The sequence below is a fragment of the Ruegeria spongiae genome (genome assembly GCF_023502395.1).
Lineage (GTDB): Bacteria > Pseudomonadota > Alphaproteobacteria > Rhodobacterales > Rhodobacteraceae > Ruegeria_C > Ruegeria_C spongiae.
Genome location: NZ_JAMFMB010000101.1, coordinates 1 through 372, shown reverse-complemented (window position 1 = coordinate 372; position 372 = coordinate 1). Strand labels below are relative to the sequence as shown.

Below are 372 nucleotides of genomic sequence, written 5' to 3'. Positions count from 1 at the left end.
GGGCCGGGCGCGACCCTGAGTATCTCGAACACCTCCTCAGCACTTAAGACCACGGGCAGCTTGCGCGGTTCTGTGCGAAAGTGCAGGCAGTCCTTCATCTCAGGTCGTTTGCACGTCGTCTCGAAAAAGAACCGCAGCCCAACAAGCCGCACGTTGTAGGTCGACGGGGTGACGTTCGTGTTGACCATCTGCAGATGGTAGGCGCGCAGGTCTTCCTCTGTCGCGGTGTCCGGTGATCGCCCAAGGAACTCGGTAAAGTATCGAACAGCCCTTATGTGCGCTTCCTGTGAGCTTTCCCCCAGCCCCTTGATCCGCATATCTTCGATCATCCGCGCACGTAGCGGGCTTATCTTCTCCTGTGTCATAGGAACC

At 58.1% G+C, this 372-nt stretch carries 1 protein-coding gene; it reads right to left on the bottom strand.

Annotated features, from left to right (window positions below; translation table 11 throughout):
* Positions 1-329: site-specific integrase (locus M3P21_RS22435; protein WP_308445978.1), on the bottom strand; the 329-nt coding region annotated here is incomplete at its 3' end.
* Positions 330-372: the final 43 nt, after the last annotated feature.